The organism is Priestia sp. MDV22-iso46, from assembly GCF_058629175.1.
In genome coordinates this window covers 856,201-872,911 of sequence record NZ_JBZVWT010000001.1, presented here as the reverse complement: position 1 = coordinate 872,911, position 16,711 = coordinate 856,201, and the positions used below count along the sequence as shown (strand labels likewise).

At 37.8% G+C, this 16,711-nt stretch carries 18 protein-coding genes; 17 read left to right on the top strand and 1 reads right to left on the bottom strand.

The window, feature by feature from the left end; genetic code table 11:
• The first annotated feature begins 10 nt into the window (after positions 1-10).
• The 12 genes from AC4NPH_RS04575 (at position 11) to AC4NPH_RS04520 (ending at position 10,813) form a co-directional block, all read left to right on the top strand.
• Positions 11-976, top strand: a complete 966-nt coding sequence (locus AC4NPH_RS04575) for a glycosyltransferase family 2 protein (RefSeq protein WP_013056819.1) — start codon at positions 11-13, stop codon at positions 974-976.
• On the top strand, positions 969-1,373 hold the full coding sequence (locus AC4NPH_RS04570; protein WP_098196419.1) for a GtrA family protein: 405 nt from the start codon (positions 969-971) through the stop codon (positions 1,371-1,373). The genes AC4NPH_RS04575 and AC4NPH_RS04570 overlap by 8 nt, the downstream gene beginning before the upstream one ends.
• Positions 1,370-2,257: a UTP--glucose-1-phosphate uridylyltransferase GalU gene (galU, locus tag AC4NPH_RS04565; RefSeq protein WP_013056821.1), complete on the top strand. Its 888-nt coding sequence runs from the start codon at positions 1,370-1,372 to the stop codon at positions 2,255-2,257. The genes AC4NPH_RS04570 and galU overlap by 4 nt, the downstream gene beginning before the upstream one ends.
• A gap of 144 nt (positions 2,258-2,401) precedes the next feature.
• A complete protein-coding gene (locus AC4NPH_RS04560) occupies positions 2,402-3,076 on the top strand; it encodes a response regulator transcription factor (protein WP_013056822.1) in 675 nt (224 codons plus the stop codon).
• 1 nt (position 3,077) lies between these two features.
• Positions 3,078-4,457 carry a sensor histidine kinase gene (locus tag AC4NPH_RS04555; protein WP_098196421.1) on the top strand — a complete coding sequence of 460 codons (1,380 nt, stop codon included), beginning with the start codon at positions 3,078-3,080 and terminating at the stop codon, positions 4,455-4,457.
• A 372-nt stretch (positions 4,458-4,829) separates the two neighbouring features.
• The gene (locus tag AC4NPH_RS04550) at positions 4,830-4,994 is read left to right on the top strand and encodes a YezD family protein (protein WP_013056824.1); all 165 of its coding nucleotides are present in this window, start codon (positions 4,830-4,832) and stop codon (positions 4,992-4,994) included.
• Positions 4,995-5,336: 342 nt separating this feature from the next.
• Positions 5,337-5,489, top strand: a complete 153-nt coding sequence (locus AC4NPH_RS04545) for a Fur-regulated basic protein FbpA (RefSeq protein ID WP_013056825.1) — start codon at positions 5,337-5,339, stop codon at positions 5,487-5,489.
• Between the two features lie 252 nt (positions 5,490-5,741).
• The gene (locus AC4NPH_RS04540) at positions 5,742-6,806 is read left to right on the top strand and encodes a sulfate ABC transporter substrate-binding protein (RefSeq protein ID WP_098196422.1); all 1,065 of its coding nucleotides are present in this window, start codon (positions 5,742-5,744) and stop codon (positions 6,804-6,806) included.
• 94 nt (positions 6,807-6,900) lie between these two features.
• Positions 6,901-7,737, top strand: coding sequence for a sulfate ABC transporter permease subunit CysT (gene cysT / locus AC4NPH_RS04535; RefSeq protein WP_013082952.1), 837 nt, complete (start codon positions 6,901-6,903; stop codon positions 7,735-7,737).
• A 12-nt stretch (positions 7,738-7,749) separates the two neighbouring features.
• Complete coding sequence (gene cysW / locus AC4NPH_RS04530) at positions 7,750-8,616, top strand: sulfate ABC transporter permease subunit CysW (RefSeq protein WP_029321493.1); 867 nt, start codon at positions 7,750-7,752, stop codon at positions 8,614-8,616.
• A gap of 19 nt (positions 8,617-8,635) precedes the next feature.
• Positions 8,636-9,709 (top strand): sulfate/molybdate ABC transporter ATP-binding protein, encoded by a 1,074-nt coding sequence (locus AC4NPH_RS04525; protein WP_013056829.1) that lies wholly within the window; start codon positions 8,636-8,638, stop codon positions 9,707-9,709.
• Positions 9,710-9,817: 108 nt separating this feature from the next.
• Entirely contained in the window at positions 9,818-10,813 is a 996-nt protein-coding gene (locus AC4NPH_RS04520) for a ketoacyl-ACP synthase III (protein ID WP_035438927.1), read from the top strand.
• A 149-nt stretch (positions 10,814-10,962) separates the two neighbouring features.
• On the opposite strand, the gene AC4NPH_RS04515 is transcribed toward AC4NPH_RS04520, so the two are convergent.
• Positions 10,963-11,802: a YitT family protein gene (locus AC4NPH_RS04515; RefSeq protein WP_013056831.1), complete on the bottom strand. Its 840-nt coding sequence runs from the start codon at positions 11,800-11,802 to the stop codon at positions 10,963-10,965.
• Between the two features lie 248 nt (positions 11,803-12,050).
• On the opposite strand from AC4NPH_RS04515, the gene AC4NPH_RS04510 reads away from it, so the two are divergent.
• The 5 genes from AC4NPH_RS04510 (at position 12,051) to AC4NPH_RS04490 (ending at position 16,596) form a co-directional block, all read left to right on the top strand.
• On the top strand, positions 12,051-12,404 hold the full coding sequence (locus AC4NPH_RS04510) for a YolD-like family protein (protein WP_033578844.1): 354 nt from the start codon (positions 12,051-12,053) through the stop codon (positions 12,402-12,404).
• A 122-nt stretch (positions 12,405-12,526) separates the two neighbouring features.
• Positions 12,527-12,667, top strand: a complete 141-nt coding sequence (locus AC4NPH_RS04505) for a hypothetical protein (RefSeq protein WP_013056833.1) — start codon at positions 12,527-12,529, stop codon at positions 12,665-12,667.
• 381 nt (positions 12,668-13,048) lie between these two features.
• Positions 13,049-13,801 carry a DeoR/GlpR family DNA-binding transcription regulator gene (locus AC4NPH_RS04500; protein ID WP_013056834.1) on the top strand — a complete coding sequence of 251 codons (753 nt, stop codon included), beginning with the start codon at positions 13,049-13,051 and terminating at the stop codon, positions 13,799-13,801.
• Positions 13,798-14,712, top strand: a complete 915-nt coding sequence (gene pfkB / locus AC4NPH_RS04495; RefSeq protein WP_013056835.1) for a 1-phosphofructokinase — start codon at positions 13,798-13,800, stop codon at positions 14,710-14,712. The genes AC4NPH_RS04500 and pfkB overlap by 4 nt, the downstream gene beginning before the upstream one ends.
• Before the next feature lie 12 nt (positions 14,713-14,724).
• A complete protein-coding gene (locus AC4NPH_RS04490) occupies positions 14,725-16,596 on the top strand; it encodes a PTS fructose transporter subunit IIABC (RefSeq protein WP_098196423.1) in 1,872 nt (623 codons plus the stop codon).
• Positions 16,597-16,711 lie beyond the last annotated feature (115 nt).

Genomic DNA, 16,711 nt, shown 5'->3' with positions numbered 1-16,711 from the left:
GGGCATGAACATGAGTTCCATTGTTAAATATTCTATTGTTGTTCCTGTCTACAACGAAGAAGAAGTGATTCATGAAACCTACCGCCGTCTCACAGAAGTGATGCGTTCAACGAAAGAAGCTTACGAGCTTCTTTTCGTGAACGACGGCAGTAAAGATCGAACAGCAGAAATCATTAAAGAGTACAGTGAGCAAGACCCAGCGGTTGTTTTATTAGATTTTGCCCGTAACTTTGGTCATCAAATTGCTATTACAGCTGGTATGGATTATGCAAGAGGAGAGGCGGTCGTTGTGATTGATGCTGATTTGCAAGATCCGCCCGAATTGATTTTAGAGATGATTGAAAAATGGAAGCAAGGGTTTGACGTTGTATATGCTAAGCGTACAAAGCGAAAAGGAGAAACATACTTTAAAAAACAAACGGCTGCTATGTTTTATCGCTTCTTACGTGCGATGACCGATATTGATATTCCGCTTGATACAGGGGATTTCCGTTTGCTAGATCGCAAAGTGTGCAATCAAATGAATAGCATTCAAGAAAAAAATCGCTTTGTTCGCGGATTAGTAAGCTGGGTTGGCTTTAAGCAAATAGCAGTAGAATATGAGCGAGACGAGCGTTTGGCCGGGGAGTCGAAATACCCTTTGAAAAAGATGCTGAAGCTTTCAATGGATGGCATTACATCTTTTTCCTATAAACCGCTAAAGCTAGCTAGCTATGCTGGTGTAACTCTATCTGGTATCGGTTTTATTTATCTTTTAGTGGTGATGTATTTGAAGTTATTTACAGACAGCACCATCACCGGGTGGTCGTCATTAATTGTCATTCAGCTATTCTTTAGCGGCATCATTTTAATTATTCTTGGGATGATTGGAGAATATATTGGCCGCATCTACGATGAAACAAAAAATCGTCCACTCTATATCGTCCGTGAAAAGTATCAGCTTGAAACACGCGAGGAAGTATCACTTCGTGACTAACAAATGGATATCTTTTATTAAATTTGCGTTAGTAGGAGTTGTAAATACACTGATTGATTTTGTAGTATACGCACTTTTAACAACAATCGGTGTTAACTACATACTAGCGCAGTGGATTTCATACAGTGTGGGCATTTTAAACAGTTATGTCATGAATCGCAAATGGACGTTTGAGAGAAAAGAAAAAAGCAGTAAGCGTGAAGTGATTTCATTTGTGATCGTAAATTTGATCACTTTATCCCTAACATCATTTCTGTTGACTGTTCTATATAATAAATGGGGTATACCGCTGCTAATCAGTAAACTTTTAATTACAATCGCAAGTGTCAGTATCAACTTTATTGGTACTAAATTATTTGTATTTACTACTAAAAAAGAAAGAGGGATTCATATATGACGATAAAAAAAGCAGTTATTCCAGTAGGCGGTTTAGGAACTCGATTTTTGCCAGCGACAAAAGCGCAGCCGAAAGAAATGCTGCCAATTGTCGATAAGCCTGCTGTACAATATATTGTAGAAGAAGCTGTGAAATCAGGCATTGAAAGTATTATTTTTATTACAGGACGAAACAAAAAATCAATTGAAGACCATTTTGATAAATCAATTGAGTTAGAGCAAATGCTTGAAGAAAAACACAAGTTTGACATGTTAAAAGAAGTACAAACGATCTCATCAATGGCCAGCATTCACTATATTCGTCAAAAAGAGCCGTTAGGACTCGGTCATGCTATTCTTTGTGCCGAGCAGTTTATTGGAGATGAGCCGTTTGCCGTTCTTCTTGGAGATGATATTATGACTTCTGAAGAACCTGCGCTCAAACAGATGATCCAAGCGTATGAAACGACTAATCAATCAGTTATCGGAGTTCAAAAAGTGGATGTTGAAGAGGTATCGAAATACGGAATCATTCAGCCAAAAAATAAATCCGGCAGCCTTCATGAAGTGAGTGACTTGATCGAAAAACCATCGATAGAACAAGCTCCGTCAACTATTGCCGTTATGGGCCGCTACATTTTAAACCCTTCTATTTTTTCTTATCTAAAAACCATTGAAAGAGGGGTAGGAAATGAATTACAATTAACAGATGCACTGCGTGTAGTATGTGAAAAAGAGCGGCTGTTTGCTCTTGAACTGGAAGGACAGCGCTTTGACATTGGAGATAAGATAGGCTATATGAAAGCAATGGTAGAAGTGGCGTTAAAGCGTAAAGATTTACGTCAAACGTTTTTATCGTATTTGGAAGGAATTGTAGAAAAAGAACGAGCAAACAACTTCAGCTAATAAGAGTTAATCAGTTTGTTCATATTCAGTTCATATTTGAAGTATAAAATCATTGTATGATCTTATGTGGCTCTCTGTTTACGATAAACAGAGAGCTTACTGTGCGTAAAAGCTGGACAAACTTAGGAATAGGGAGAGACATGTATGATTCAAATATTAGTTGCAGATGATGATCAACATATTCGAGAGCTGATATCATTATATTTAGAAAATCAAGGATTTAAAATTATAAAAGCAGCAGATGGTGAAGAAGCGTGGGCGAAAATGGAAGAGTTTCGAATTGATCTAGCGGTCGTTGATATCATGATGCCATTTAAAGACGGATGGGAACTAACAAAGGAAATTAAGGAGTATTTTGATATACCGGTTTTAATGGTAACAGCTAGAGGCGAATCGCATGATAAGCTAAAAGGATTTGATATCGGAACAGACGACTATGTCGTGAAACCTTTTGATCCTCAGGAAATGGTTGCTCGTGTAAAGGCTCTTTTACGCAGGTATCGAGTAGAAGCTAACAATGTAATCTATATGGGGAATATAAAACTAGACCGTACCAAATTAGAGATGAGTGCAGGAGAAACAAGCGAACAGCTGCCGTTAAAAGAGTTTGAATTACTGTTCACGTTAGTTAGTTCTCCAGGAAAGATTTTTACTCGTGATCAGCTTATTCAATTAATTTGGGGATATGATTATGAAGGCGATGAGCGCACGGTAGACGTTCACATAAAACGTCTGCGAGAGAGGCTTAATCATATGAAAAACGTCGGTATGGAAATCAAAACAATTCGCGGACTAGGCTATAGAGCAGAAGGGTGTTAACGTGAAATCAATTTATGTAAAGCTGGTTCTGTCGTTCATCATTACAATTTTATTGAGCGTTGTGATTACCGTTGTCGTCACGACATTTCTTAGCAAGCAGAAGCTCGAAATGCGATTAGGTCAGGATATGGTGAAGATGGGAGAAGATTTTATCGATTTGTACGGAGCAGAAGACTCCGACAAAGCTGCAAGGTTTTTATCTAATTCATCATTCATTCATTTTTCGTTTATTATTATTGATGATCAGCATGAAGAAAAAGTATTAGGACAGCCAGGACCGCCTATTCCAATTACACCGCAAGAAGTAGATCAAGTATTAGACGGGAAGCGTTATTCTAATTTAAACGAGGAAAAAGGTAATCGTCCACAGCCAAACGTAGTGGGTCTTCCTTTTAAAGAAAATGGACGGTCGTATGCTCTATTTATTCAGTCACATCCACAGCGGCAATTTTCAGTTATTCAAGATGTTCAAAATATCCAGCTTATTACAATTTTATTAGTAGGTATTGTATTATTTGCATATGTTTCAACGATTATTATTAAACCGATTAAGCGTCTCAGTACAGCGATGAAAGTTGTCGGACAAGGCGAATACAATGTGCAAGTCGAGCACGCGACAAATGATGAAATTGGTTTGTTAACTAAAAACTTTAATCAAATGACTAAAGAATTAAACAAAATAGAGACGATGAGGCAAGAGTTCATTGCTAGCGTTTCGCATGAGATTCAATCACCGCTGACCTCTATTCGTGGTTTTTCAGCGGCACTTAAAGATGATATCGTCAGTGAAGATAAAAAGATACAATATTTAACGATTATTGAAAAAGAAAGTACAAGACTTTCTCAGCTTAGTTCCAATTTGCTAAAGCTTGCTTCTCTAGACTCTGAACATCAAACGCTAACGCTGCAGCAATACCGGTTAGATGAACAAATCAGGCATGTGGTCATGGCTTTAGAACCTCAGTGGACAAAAAAGAACATAGAAATTGACCTTGATTTATCCAATGTTCAAATGGAAGCAGATAAAGATTTGTTGGAGCAAGTTTGGCTGAATTTAGTAACAAATGCTATTAAATATACGCCTGAAAATGGATTGGTGAAAATATCCATTCATCAAAAAAACGAAGAGATAGACGTGAAAATAAAGGATAATGGAATTGGTATTGCCGAAGAAGATCAAAAATATATTTTTGAAAGCTTTTATAAAGTAGATAAATCCAGAACGTTAAAAGGAAGCGGCCTCGGTCTAGCCATTACAAAAAAAATTGTTCGGCTGCATGAGGGCGCAATACGTGTTGAAAGCAAAAAAGAACAAGGAAGCATTTTTACGGTAACCCTGCCTATCCAAAAAAATAGGACTAAAAAAGACTCGTCTGTGTAAGTTCATGCAGATGAGTCTTTTTTATTAGGTCAAAGATATAAAAAAATTTAATAATATCTATTTATTTTTTTAATCCCTACTTGACATATAGGTAAAGTGTAAATAATATAGATAGTATAAATCTTTTGAAAAAATTGGGATGCTAAAGAAGCTGATCGGTCAACCGAAGGCTCATACTTGTTCGCTACTAGTGTGGGCCTTTTCTGTACATTGGTTGTGGTCATTAAAATCTCAATCTTCAACTGAACATATGGGGAGGATTACCATGTATTTATCTTCTGCACATTATACAAGTACTTATAGATGTTGTTCGCTTTGTTTATTCAACTGCAACTAAAATATAAATTTATCTATGAATAGGAGAATGATAAAATGGCTTCAATTACACAAGAAAAATTAGATTATATTGTTAAATTACTAACTGAAATCAACTATGGATCTGTACTAATTACTCTTCACGACGGACAAATTACTCAAGTGGACAGCACGGAAAAAAACCGCTTTTTAGCTAAAAGCAAAGTAGCAAGCCACAAATAAGCCTATTTAAATACGTATTTAGAGAAACTGAAGGGACAGCCTAGCTAGCGAATGCTTGACGGCGGGGCAAGCAAGTACTTTATTAAATATAGAAAACGTGCGTATTCGAAGAAAAATTGACTTTCTTTCCGGTCAAAGATTTAGAATTTTTTGAATTAAAATTATAGGTTGTACGAGTATGACGATGAGAAGTGTAAAGCTGCTAAAGCAGCAGCTTTATACTTTTTAAAATTATGAAAATCTGACAGTTTCATTCCTGTGCTGACCGGATTACCGAAGGCTTCTGACCTGTGTTAGAAGTCTTTTTTTTATTCTTAAATTAATATAATAGGAGGAGAAAAGATGGAAAATTTATTACGAGCAGCGGTGCGGCAAAGAAAACAATACCTCATTGAAGAGTTACTGAAAAAAGGGATTTACAAAAAAGAAAACCATCATCTTTTTGAACTCACACTCTCTGACTTAGAAAAAGAGTATCAGGCACGCAGTAAATAAGGAAAACACGTAAAAAGAACTAAAATAAGTGTAAAAAAGATTAAAAACCTAGTTGACTAATAGGTAAAGTGTGTTTATTATAAAAACAAGAATAAATTGTCTTTTCAGAAAGTATCTTCTTTTTATTCTTACGAATAAATTTAATAAGAATAATTTAAGAGCATATACGCTGATCAGACTAACTGAAGGCTGCTTCTCTTTTCAAAGAGATAGCAGCCTTTTTGTATTTTTTTATAAAAAGGGGAGTAAAACATGAAGAAAAAAGCAGTTCAGTTTTTAATGGTGCTAACAGCATTGCTCGTCGTGCTAGCAGGTTGCGGCAATGGGAAATCTACTGAAACAGCAGGGAAAGATAGTTCTGTGAGTAAAAACGATTCAAAAAAATCAGTAGAGCTTTTAAACGTTTCATATGATCCTACACGTGAGCTTTATCAGGAGTTCAATAAGAGCTTTGCATCTTATTGGAAAGATAAAACAGGGCAAGACGTTACTATCAAGCAATCACACGGTGGCTCTGGTAAGCAAGGCCGAGCAGTTATTGACGGTTTGGAAGCGGATGTAGTAACGCTGGCGCTTGCTTACGATATTGATGAAATCGCTCAAACTCGCCAATTATTAAACAAAGACTGGGAAAAAGAATTGGCTCATAATTCTACACCATACACATCAACAATTGTTTTTTTAGTTCGTAAAGGAAATCCAAAGGGAATTAAAGATTGGGATGATTTAACGAAAAAAGGTACATCCGTTATTACGCCAAATCCAAAAACTTCTGGAGGCGCACGCTGGAATTATTTAGCAGCTTGGGCATACGCGAAGAATAAATATAACGGAGATAACAAAAAGATTGAAGACTTCATGAGTAAACTTTATGGAAATGTCGAAGTGTTAGACTCAGGCGCACGCGGAGCGACAACTACGTTTGTAGAACGGGGCATTGGAGACGTGTTAATTGCATGGGAAAATGAAGCTTACTTATCGTTAAATGAGCTAGGAAAAGATAAATTTGAAATTGTAACACCGTCATTGAGTATTTTAGCAGAACCGCCTGTTGCTGTAGTAGATAAAGTAGCTGATAAGAAAGGCACAACAAAGGTAGCAAAAGCATACTTGAAATATCTATATACAGAAAAAGGTCAGGAAATCGCAGCGGAAAACTACTATCGTCCTCGAAATGAAAAAGTATTAGAGAAACACAAAGATCAATTTCCTTCTCTTAACCTAGTCACCATCAAAGATTTTGGCGGCTGGAAAAAAGCTCAAGAAACTCATTTTAACGATGGAGGAACATTCGATCAGATTTATCAGCCAAAGTAATATGATGCATTAAAAAAAGTAAATGAGGAAGATACGAATGGTAATTCGTATCTTCTGTGTACATGTATCTTGAAAGCAGAGAGAGGTGTAAGACGTGAGCGTGTTACAACGACAGAAGAAAAAGAAAAGCATCTTACCTGGATTTGGGCTTTCTTTAGGTTTTACGATGTTTTATGCAAGTATCCTTGTGCTTTTTCCGTTAGCTATGATTTTTTTAAATACGGCATCTATGGGATGGAGCGACTTTATTAAAACTGTTACAGACTCTAGAGTAGTAGCATCATATAAATTAAGTTTTGGAGCAGCATTTGCAGCAGGCATTATTAATGTTATTTTTGGAACCATTATTGCATGGGTATTAGTGAGATATCATTTTCCTGGAAAGAGGTTTATTGATGGACTTGTAGATTTGCCGTTTGCTTTACCAACGGCTGTTGCCGGCATTGCCTTGACCACTCTTTACGTCCCAAAAGGATGGATTGGTCAATTATTTACGTTTAAAATCGCATTTACGCCTATCGGAATTATTATCGCTCTGACGTTTATTGGTCTGCCGTTTGTTGTCCGAATGGTGCAGCCAGTATTGCAAAACTTTAATGCAGAGATTGAAGAAGCATCTGCTAGTTTAGGAGCCAGCCGAATGCAAACGTTCAGAAAAGTTATTTTTCCAGAGCTGGTGCCTGCTATTTTAACAGGCTTTTCTCTTTCATTCGCAAGAGCGCTTGGAGAATACGGGTCAGTTGTTTTTATTGCTGGAAATATGCCGATGAAAACTGAAATTACGCCGCTTATTATTATGACAAAACTCGAGCAGTACGATTATGCGGGCGCTACTGCTATTGCATCAGTCATGCTCGTTGTATCATTTTTTCTGTTATTACTTATTAATATTATTCAATGGTGGACAAATCGTAAATTTGTACATAGTTAAGGAGGGATGGCATTGGCAGGACATGTTCCAATGCAGCATGCAAAAACGAATGTGGAACTTAATCATTCTAGTTTAAAAGAGCCCAAAGTCGTCCGATGGCTGCTTACATTTATTGCGCTGGCTTTTTTAGCTCTATTCTTAGTGCTTCCGCTCATCACCATTTTTATGACAGCTTTTCAAAAAGGGTGGGAAACGTATCTAGCTGCGATTACGAATCCGGATGCTTTGGCTGCTATTAAACTAACGTTAATCGTTGTGCTTATTACCGTTCCTTTAAATGCCGTTTTTGGCGTAGTAGCTGCATGGTTAATTACGAAGTTTGATTTTAAAGGGAAAAATCTTTTAATTACGCTTATTGATTTACCGTTTGCCGTTTCGCCTGTTATTGCTGGATTGGTTTTTATTTTATTATTTGGTGCACAAGGGTTATTCGGAGAATGGCTGTTTAATCAAGATATTAAAATTGTATTTGCTATTCCCGGTATTATTTTAGCTACGCTTTTTGTAACGCTGCCGTTTGTTGCTAAAGAATTAATTCCACTTATGCAAGCTCAAGGATCAGCAGAAGAAGAAGCATCGTTAACGTTAGGAGCCAGCGGTTTCAAAACTTTTTTTCTAGTGACGTTACCTAATATTAAATGGGGCTTATTATATGGCATTATTTTATGTAATGCGCGGGCGATTGGGGAGTTTGGAGCTGTTTCCGTTGTGTCTGGGCACATTCGAGGAATGACAAATACGATGCCTCTTCATATTGAAATTCTCTACAATGAATATCAATTTGCAGCCGCATTTGCGGTAGCTTCTTTAATGTCAGTTTTAGCTATTTTTACCTTAATTGTGAAAAACATTATCGAGTGGAAAGCCAAGCATATTTAAATAGGAAGGAGCTTATGAGATGAGTATCCATATTAAGCACGTATCAAAGAACTTTGGTGATTTTAAAGCGCTGGATTCTATTAACATTGATATTCAAACGGGTGAATTAGTAGCTTTACTCGGTCCGTCCGGTTCTGGAAAAACATCTTTGCTTCGCATCATTGCCGGTCTTGAACACCTTGATCAAGGAGCTATTTTATTTGATGGAAAGGAAATTACGCACGTAAATCCAAAGGAGCGGAATGTAGGGTTTGTTTTTCAACACTATGCTTTGTTCAGACATATGACTGTATTTGATAACGTTGCGTATGGTTTAAAAGTACGACCTAAAAAAACAAGACCTTCTAAAGCGGACATTAACAAGAAAGTAGCCGAGCTGCTGCAGCTTGTGAAACTAGAGCCGCTTGCAAATCGCTATCCCTCTCAATTATCCGGCGGACAGCGGCAGCGAGTGGCGCTTGCTCGAGCGTTAGCAGTGGAACCTAAAGTACTGCTATTAGACGAACCTTTTGGAGCTTTGGATGCAAAAGTTCGCAAAGATTTGCGCAGGTGGCTGCGTAAATTGCATAATGACTTTCATATTACGAGTATATTCGTTACGCATGATCAAGAAGAAGCTTTAGATGTGGCCGATCGTATTGTTGTGATGAACAACGGAAAAATTGAGCAGATTGGAAGTCCTGAGGAAGTATATGATCATCCTAACAGTCCGTTTGTGTACGATTTTTTAGGGAACGTCAATTTATTCAAGGGCCGCATTCATAAAGGTAGACTAAAACAAGGAAGCTTTGAAATGGATGTTCCAGAATTTAGCGGAAGAAATGAAGAAGCAGCTGTTGGTTATGTGCGACCTCATGATATTCACCTTGAAAAGGTAAACACAAGCGCAGATGCCGTTTCTGCAACCGTTAGCCATATTCATGTGATAGGACCTATCGTGCAAATTGAATTAAAAAGAGAAGATGCAGAAGAATTTTTAGAAGCTGAATTAAGCAAAGAGCATTATAAAACACTCAGCCTTCAAGTCGGAGATCAGGTGTATGTAAAGCCTAAGCAGCTAAAAGTATTTATTCCAGAAGATTATTCTATTTGATAAAAAGCGTAAAGGGTATGCCTTTGCGCTTTTTATCTAACAATAAATTAGTACCAGATATTAAAGGTAGATGTTATAATTAAGTATCAACTGATTTGAGGTGGAGAAATGATACAATCAAAAGCTAGAATCACGGGAATGGGGATATATACACCAAAACAAAAATTAACGAATGACCATTTAAAAGAAATGGTTGATACAAGTGACGAATGGATTGTACAGCGTACGGGAATGAAAGAACGACGAATTGCAGGAGAAGGTGAATACACGTCCACGCTTGCCATTCAAGCCGTTGAAAATTTGCTTAACCGATATGATGTAAAAATAGAAGATGTAGATGCAATTATTGTTTCGACAACAACGCCTGATCACTTTTTTCCTAGCGTAGCATGTCAGGTTCAAGATTACTTTCATATTGATCAAGCTGCTGCATTTGATTTAAGTGCCGCATGCGCCGGTTTTACATATGGACTTCATGTGGCGAACGGCTTAGTGACGTCGGGATTGCATAAAAAGATTTTAGTTATTGGTGCCGAAGTAATGTCGAGAATTACAGATTATACGGACCGTGCAACATGCGTGCTGTTCGGTGACGGAGCAGGAGCGATGCTTGTAGAATACGACGAGCATAACCCAAGTTTCTTAGGATGTCACTACGGAACGGACGGGAGCGGAGGGGGAAATTTATATCGTTCTAATTTATCTAATACTCTTTCAGGAAAAGAAATTAACTCGAGTGGAAATTTAGTTCAAAATGGACGTGAAGTATATCGCTTTGCTGTACGAACGATTCCAAAAGGAGTAGAAGCATTATTAAAGGATACTTCCATTTCTCTTTCTGATGTAAATTGGTTTATTCCGCACAGTGCAAACCTTCGAATGATCGAAGCAATTTGTGCTAAAACAGATGTTTCAATGGATAAAACGTTAACGAGTGTGCAATACTGCGGAAATACATCTTCAGCTTCTATTCCGCTTGCTTTAAACGAAGGAATAATGACAGGAAAAGTACAGGATAATGACCTCCTTATTCTCTATGGGTTTGGAGGAGGATTAACGCACTGCGGTCTGTTAATCAAATGGACGTGTAAAGAAAAAAGCTAAAAGGCGTCGCCTTTTAGCTTTTTTCTTTTTCATTACAGAGCTTTTTATTGTCGTTATAAGAAAGTTTTTTCTTTTTATAACAGCAGGTTTACTGTATTTTCAGCGCAAACATATATAATAGAAAAAACCCGCTTTTTTATAGCGGGTTTTCAGCTGGCTTTTGGAATGGTAAAACCTACTCCAAAGACGTCGCGCACATCGTGGACGACCACAAAAGCCTGTTCGTCAACTTTATGAATAATGCGCTTCAACTCCAGAAGTTCTTGTTTGTTCACAACGACGTACAATACGTCTTTTGCTTCTTTTGTATAGCTTCCATGAGCAGAAAAGACGGTGACTCCGCGCTCCATCTTTTTATTGACTTGTTCGGCTACTTCAGCTGAACGGTGTGAAATAATGGTGATTGCTTTGCGAGGGTTGAGTCCTTCAATGATATAATCAAGCACCTTTGTTCCGATGTAAAGAGAAATAACCGTATACATCGTCTTTTCTCCACCGATAACAAAATAAGCGCTTGCTACAACTAATAAGTCAATTGCCAGCATCGTTTTGCTAATATTCCAGTCTAGATATTGATTAGCTAAACGGGCAATAACTGCAGAGCCTCCGGAAGTTCCGCCTCCTCTAAACACAAGTCCAAGTCCTACACCAGCTAAAATACCAGCAAAAATAGCCCCCAGTAACGTATCGTCAAGAGGATTTCCCAGTCCTTCAGTTATATGTAGGAATAGAGACGTGAAAATAATACATATAATTGTGTAAGCAATAACACGTTTGTGAAGCAGTTTGTATCCGATCAGTACCAGCAAACCGTTTAATATAAAGTTTGTGATACCGGGAGACCAGCCTAATACATAATAGGTAATCATTGTTACACCGGTTACACCGCCTTCAGCTAATTCATTTGGAATGGCAAAGTAATTAATGGCCAGTGCAAAAATGAGGCTCCCTAGAATAATGAGGATAATTTCTTTTATTTTATTAATCATGAACGTTACCTCCAATCATCAAAAACTCCGAAAACACAGTCATGACAATGTATTATACCAACTCTAGAGACCGAATTAAAGATGGGATATTATTATTTTTTTAAAAATCAGTTTCTGCTATTAACATAAAATCTTTTGACAGTTTTTATGGAGTATGAAAAAATGAATTGTTTGCTTTTATTTTGATTAAAAAGTTTTGCAATGAGAATGTTCGTTCGGTAAAATAGAAGCAAGAGTCAAGGGGGAGAATGAACGTGTATCAAGATGAACTAAAACAGTATGCAAAGTTAGTAATGCCCGAGCATTTAGAGAAAATGAAGAAAATGTACAGTCCCGAGGCGCATAAGCAGTCTTTAGGGTTGAAAAAAGAAAAGATTGAGCATATTGAAAATGTCATTATGAACAGTTACTCGGAGCATCATCCAGTAACGCTTCACGTCTATGAAGCAGGACATATTCAAAGGTATGAACGAGTGACGATTGATAAAGTCTCACTGCAGTCGAATACGCTGATGGTTACAGGCCCTTGTTATACATATTCGATTCGAGCGGATGCAGTAATTGAAGCAGATGTATGGAAAGATGAAAGCTACTCTAGCTAAGAGTAGCTTTTTTGTTCGTTTTGTATCTTTTTTTTTACGCATGCATACAATACATAAAAGCATATTCTGCGAGTAGTAACTTCTAGCTACTAGGAAATTTTAATTAAAGAAGGGATTATTGTATGCAAAATGAAAAAACTCAAGTAAGAGAAATCGAATTAACGCAGTTCATTAAAAAAAGACTCGTTCGTTTTATCTCAAGTTTAGCTATTTCTTCTGCCCTTGCTTCCATATTATATATGCTTCTGTTTTTATTTAAATGATGGGTCACTTTGAGTTGTCCAAAAAGGTGGACAACTTTTTTTGTGTGTAGGCTTTTATGAAATCAGGATAAGCTATACTCGATTCAGTCAGAAAAATTCAATCGGTCAAGAAATAGTCAAAAACAGTCATAGCTAATTGAGTAGAAGAAAACCTTTACATATAATGAGAAAAGTAGACAAATTCTTGAATTACCAGCATATTTCCTTTTGTGCGAACTATTATTAAACCAAATACAAATCTAATTGTTCGTTCAAAAAACTTTATTTTGTAATTAAAAAAATGAATGTTTTTGATTTTTTATGATTGATTTTGAATGTAAACCGTGATAAAGTAAGTACATGAAATAAATGAAAACGCTTTTTTGAAAAAGGAGCTAGAACATGTTAACGCCGGAGAGACATCAACTAATCTTAAAACTTTTAAAAGAGAAAGAACTTGTAAAAGTGCAAGAGTTTATCGAAGTTACAGGCGCTTCGGAATCCACCATTAGAAGAGACTTAAGTCAACTAGAAGAAGAGCAAATGCTCAAACGTGTTCACGGTGGCGCTTCGCTTATTCGCAGTAAACGAATCGAACTGAGCGTTATCGAAAAATCTGCTAAAAATGTTCAAGATAAACGAAACATTGCAGAGTATGCGGCTTCCATTATAAATGAAGGTGACTGTATTTTTTTAGATGCAGGAACTACAACGTATGAAATGATTCCTTTTTTAAAGCAAAAAGATGTAGTTGTCGTGACAAATGGTTTAATGCATTTAAACCCGATGCTAGAACAAGGTATCACCCTCTATTTAATTGGGGGATCTGTTAAACATAAAACGGGCGCTTTAATTGGCAATGGAGCTCTTTTAAGTCTTGAGCAATATCGTTTTGATAAGTGCTTTATGGGAGCGAATGGAATTCATCATCAATATGGATATACAACTCCTGATCCAGAAGAAGCATTGATCAAGCAAACGGCAATGAAGCTGTCTAGAGAATCTTATATTTTATCAGATTCCACTAAGTTTTTTGAAACAAGCTTTGCGAAAATAGCCGATTTACATGAAGCAAAAATTATAACAAATGACGTACCTAGCGATGTACTTATACAGTATGCAAACAAAACAGACATAAAGGTTGTGAAATCATGATTTATACATGTACGTTGAACCCATCCGTTGATTACGTAGTACATGTTTCAGCATTCGAAGAAGGCGGGCTTAACCGCACAACGAATGAAGCCAAGTTTCCAGGAGGAAAAGGCATTAACGTCTCTCGCGTTTTAAAGAGATTAGGTGTTGATAATAAAGCCCTCGGTTTTGTAGCCGGCTTTACAGGAACCTATATCGAAGACTACTTAAAAGCGGAGAATATCGAAACAGCTTTTACAAGAGTTGAGGGAGATACCCGTATTAACGTAAAGTTAAAAACAGAAAAAGAAACAGAAATTAACGGTCAAGGACCTGCTATTACAGACGAAGCGCTTCAGTCTTTATTGACTCAAGTAAAGCAAATGACTGAAGGCGATATCTTCGTATTAGCAGGGAGTATACCGAAAACGCTTCCAAGTTCTGTGTATAAAACGTTAACTGAACTAGCATCAGCGAACGGAGTAAAAGTTGTAGTAGATGCAAGTGGAAAAACTTTGCTAGACGTCGTGTCCCACAAGCCGTTTTTTATCAAACCCAATCATCATGAACTTGCAGAATTGTTTGATGTAGAAGTAAACAGTGCAGAAGATGCGCTAGTATACGGTAAGAAGCTCGTGGAACAAGGAGCGCAAAACGTCGTTGTGTCTATGGCAGGTGATGGAGCACTTCTTATTAACGAAAGCGGTGTCTACAGTGCCACAGTCCCTAAAGGAACGGTGAAAAATTCTGTTGGAGCTGGCGATTCACTTGTAGCTGGATTTATTGCTTCTTATGTAAAACAAGGAGATTTATTAGAAGCTTTTCAAACAGGAGTAGCTTCAGGAAGTGCCACAGCATTCTCACTTGAATTATGTACAGCAGAAGATGTAAAGACGCTTCGTGAACAAGTGTCAATCACAAAGGTAGAGTAGGGGGAACCGAGAATGAGAATTACAGAACTATTAAAAAAAGATACAATCATTCTTGATTTAAAAAGCACATCAAAAGCTGATGTTATTGATGAATTAGTTGGGAAATTACACGAAGCTGGTCGCTTAAGCGACCGAGCTGGCTATAAAGAAGCAATTTTAAATCGTGAATCTCAAAGCACAACGGGAATTGGGGAAGGCATTGCCATTCCACATGCAAAAACAAGCTCGGTAAAAACACCGGCCATTGCATTTGGACGCTCAACAGAAGGTATTGATTATGAATCTTTAGACGGACAGCCTGCACACTTATTCTTCATGATTGCAGCGAGTGAAGGAGCGAATAATGCTCACTTAGAAACACTATCTCGTTTGTCTACGTTATTAATGGATGAATCGTTCCGAAAAACGTTGCTAACAGCATCATCAATTGATGAAGTCATTAAAGCAATTGATGATAAAGAAACTGAAAATGAAGCGCCGGAAGAGGAAGTAGATACAGCTTCAGATCAATTAGTGCTTGCTGTAACGGCTTGTCCAACGGGAATTGCCCACACATATATGGCAGCGGACAGCTTAAAAGCAAAAGCGAAAGACATGAATGTGACGCTCAAAGTTGAAACAAACGGTTCCAGCGGAGTTAAAAACGCGTTGACGAAGGAAGAAATTGAAAACGCTACCGCTATTATCGTTGCAGCGGACAAGCAAGTAGAAATGGAACGTTTTGCAGGTAAAAAAGTCATTCAAGTTCCAGTAGCTGAAGGAATTCGCAAGCCGGAAGAATTAATTAACCGCGCGTTAAAAGGAGACGCTCCTGTATACAGCGGCGGCGGTGGCAGCAAAGAAGGCGGAGAAAGTAAAGGATCAGAGCGTACAGGGTTTTACAAGCACCTAATGAGCGGTGTATCCGCAATGCTTCCGTTTGTTGTAGGGGGCGGGATCTTAATTGCCATTTCATTTATGTTTGGCATTCACTCAGCAGAGCCGAAAGATCCAACGTACAATGCATTTGCAGCGGCGCTAAAAACAATTGGCGGAGATAATGCATTCTTCTTACTAGTACCAGTACTAGCAGGGTTTATTGCAATGAGTATTGCTGATCGTCCTGGTTTAGCTCCCGGTATGGTTGCAGGTCTTTTAGCAGCTTCTGGCGGAGGCGGTTTCTTAGGTGGTTTAATCGCTGGTTTCTTAGCAGGTTATGTAGTAGTGGGGTTAAAGAAATTATTCAGCGGTTTACCGCAAGCGCTTGATGGAATTAAGCCAGTTCTTCTTTATCCGCTATTTGGGATTTTTATCTCAGGATTGATTATGCTTTATGTTGTAAATGAGCCAGTTAGTGCAATTAACAAAGGATTAACGCACTGGTTAAGTGGATTTGGTACAGGTAACTTAGTATTATTAGGTATTATTTTAGGCGGTATGATGGCGATTGATATGGGTGGTCCTATTAATAAAGCAGCCTTTACATTTGGTATTGCAATGATTGATGCTGGAAACTATGCACCACACGCAGCGATTATGGCAGGCGGTATGGTTCCACCATTAGGTATGGCTATTGCGACAACTTTGTTCAAAAACAAATTTACTCGCCAAGAGCGCGAAACAGGTAAAACGTGTTATGTAATGGGTCTTTCATTTATCACAGAAGGTGCGATTCCATTCGCAGCAGCTGACCCAGGACGTGTGATTCCCGCATCGGTTATCGGTGCTGCAGTAGCAGGTGCTTTAACAATGATGTTCCACATCGGTTTACCAGCACCACACGGCGGCGTATTCGTTATCGGAATTGTACAAGGAAATCCTCTTTTATATGCACTAGCAATTTTAATTGGTGCAATTGTAACAGCGGTCCTTGTAGGTGTATTAAAAAAGCCAAAAGCAGAATAACAAATAAAGACTGATTTTACATCATGTAAAATCAGTCTTTTTGTGTTTTTGCGGTAGACATTTGTTCTTTATGAGAGTACAATTACGGTAGTATTCCTTTAATTTTTAGAAAAGT